The 2,492-nt window shown below is 68.9% G+C and carries 1 protein-coding gene and 2 pseudogenes; 2 read left to right on the top strand and 1 reads right to left on the bottom strand.

Translation table 11 applies throughout. The annotated features are described in order from the left end of the window. Nucleotides 1-167 (bottom strand): annotated as a pseudogene (locus tag KZA10_RS18615) (hypothetical protein); the annotation flags it as partial. A gap of 90 nt (nucleotides 168-257) precedes the next feature. On the opposite strand from KZA10_RS18615, the gene KZA10_RS12185 reads away from it, so the two are divergent. After that, on the top strand, nucleotides 258-1,643 hold the full coding sequence (locus KZA10_RS12185) for a polysaccharide biosynthesis tyrosine autokinase (protein ID WP_218683007.1): 1,386 nt from the start codon (nucleotides 258-260) through the stop codon (nucleotides 1,641-1,643). A 5-nt stretch (nucleotides 1,644-1,648) separates the two neighbouring features. Further along, nucleotides 1,649-2,492 (top strand): annotated as a pseudogene (locus tag KZA10_RS12180) (hypothetical protein); the annotation flags it as partial.

Here is a 2,492-nt window from a genome sequence, read left to right as displayed (position 1 = left end):
GGCAGGTCCCCCGGACCGACGCGCGTGCCCGCGCTGCTGATCTCCCAGGACTCCGCGCCGACGCGCGCGCGGAGAGCCTGCTCCATCAGCGGCGACCGGCAGATGTTCGCCTCGCAGACGAAGATGAGCCTGTGCGTCACGTGTTCCCCTCGATGCGGAACCGGCATCACCGGCCCTCGCTTCCAACATAGGCGATAATGGGGTGCTGTGAGGCACCGCGGACCATCGCGCAGTCGTGCCGAGGGGGACGGGGACACATGACACTGCAGGACTACTTCCAGTCGCTCAGGAGCCACTGGGTCGTGATCATCGTTCTCATGCTTCTCGGGGGCGGGGCCGCCTACGGCTACTCCCAGCTCGTCGACCCGGAGTACCGCGCCGAGGCGCAGGTCATGGTCATCCCGACGCGCGGCGAGAGCACGAGCGAGCTGCTGCAGGGGTCGAACTACGTGCAGAGCCTCGTGCAGACCTACACGCTCCTTGTCGTCTCGCCGACCGTTCTCGACCCGGTGATCGAAGAGGTGGGTCTGGACGAGACGCCGAACCGGCTCGCCCGCCGGGTCGACGTGAACGTGCCGCTCAACACCGTCGTGATCGAGATCGGCGTCACCGACACGAGCGGGGAGAGCGCGCAGGAGACCGCCAACGCGATCGCGAGCGAGCTCGCCGTCGCGGTCGGCAACGTCTCTCCGCTCGGTGCCGACGAGAAGCCGGCCGTGCGCATCGAGACGATCTCGCCCGCGCGGACACCCACCGTCCCGATCTCCCCGAACACGCGCAACAACGTGGCGCTCGGCGTCGCCGCCGGACTCGTCGCCGGCGTCGTCTTCGCGATCCTGCGTCGGCGTTTCGCGACGAGGGTCGCCACCGCCGGTGCGCTCGAGGAGATCACCGAGGTCCCCGTTCTCGGAGAGATCCCCGAGGCGGCGGACAACCAGACCCTGGCGCGCATCATCCGCGCACAGCCGGACGGCCGCGTCGCCGAGGCGATGCGCCAGGTGTCGGCCAGCCTGAAGTTCGTCGACGTCGACAAGAACCGTCGGGTGATCCTGGTCACCTCGTGCTCGGCGCAGGAGGGCAAGTCGTCGGTCGGACTCGGACTCGCCCTGACGCTGGCCGAGGGCGGACGCTCCGTCCTGTTCATCGAGGCGGATCTGCGTCGGCCCAGCACCGCGCGATACACCCAGCTCGAAGGATCGGTCGGTCTGACGACGGTGCTGATCGGCGACATCGAGCTCGATGAGGCCGTGCAGCAGTGGGGACGCCCCGGGCTCGACATCCTCACCGCCGGCGCCCAGCCGCCGAACCCGGGTCAGCTCCTCTCCAGCGGGGAACTGCACCGAGTGGTGGACGAGGCAAGGGAGAAGTACGACTACGTCATCCTGGACACGGCGCCCGTGCTGTCGGTGAGCGACGCTCTGTGGCTGTCGACCATGGCCGACGGCACCCTCTTCGTCGTCCGGGCGAATCGCACGAAGGGGACCGACCTCGCCCGTGCGCTGTCGTCCCTCGAATCGACCAGGACGCCCGTCGTCGGGATCGTGCTCAACGGAGTGCGCGGCGCCGCGAAGAACCCGTACTACACCGACGAGCGCGGCAAGGGCCTGCGCCCGCGTCTCGCACGACGGAACGCCCGCGGTTAGCCGCCATGAACTCGTTGCTGGCTCTCGGCGCGCGCGCCGTGACGATGGTCATCTCCCTCGTGTGCGGCGTCATCACGACGCGGATGATCCTGGGTGAGACCGACGTCGATCACTACGCGCTCTACACGCTGCTGATCACCATCCCCTCGCTGCTGACCTTCACCGACCTCGGCAGCGGAGCGGTGCTCGTCAACGCGGTCGCGACGAGCGATGACGTGCGCACGGACCGGAAGCTCCGACTGCAGGTGACCTCGGTCGGACGCATCCTCCTGATGTTCGCCTCGGCACTCATGGTCATCAACACCGTTCTGCTGGTGACGGGCGGATGGCGTGCGCTGTTCGGCGACGCGGGAGCGATCCCCGGCGCCCCGCTCGCCGCCTTCCTGTGCATCACGCTGTTCAGCCTCACCGTGACGCTCGGCGTGTGGTTCCGCATCCTCCTCGGGCAGCGCCGCAATCATCTCGTGATCCTCGTGCAGGGCCTCATCTCGCCGGTCACCCTGGCCGGGGTGTGGCTCATGCTCACCTTCGGCGGACGCGACTTCGACTCGTTCCTGGCCGTCGCCTCGTACGCGGCTTCCCTGCTGACGGCGATCATCGGCTTCCTGCTCGTGACGCGGTCGACGGCGCCGCTCATCCCGGACGCCCTCCGGGTGCTGCTGCGCTGGCGTCGCGTGCCCGGGGTCCGGGTCATGGACGTCGGCTGGCCGATGCTCGCCCAGATGGTCACGTACCCGATCGCGGTGGGCTCGCAGCGCTACGTGCTCGCGCAGTACGGGACGCCGACCGACGTCGCCGAGTACGGGGTGGCGGGGCAGGTCTTCTTCGCGCTCAACGGGCTGGTCATGG

The organism is Microbacterium sp. BF1 (assembly GCF_019279095.1).
In the GTDB taxonomy this organism is placed as follows: domain Bacteria; phylum Actinomycetota; class Actinomycetes; order Actinomycetales; family Microbacteriaceae; genus Microbacterium; species Microbacterium maritypicum.
Note: the sequence above shows the minus strand (reverse complement) of the source record. Positions and strands in the feature narration are given on the sequence as shown.

Bases quoted from the DNA above. Each gene is read 5' to 3' on its own strand.
- KZA10_RS12185 (WP_218683007.1), top strand. From the start codon at position 258: ATGACACTGCAGGACTACTTCCAGTCGCTCAGGAGCCACTGGGTCGTG.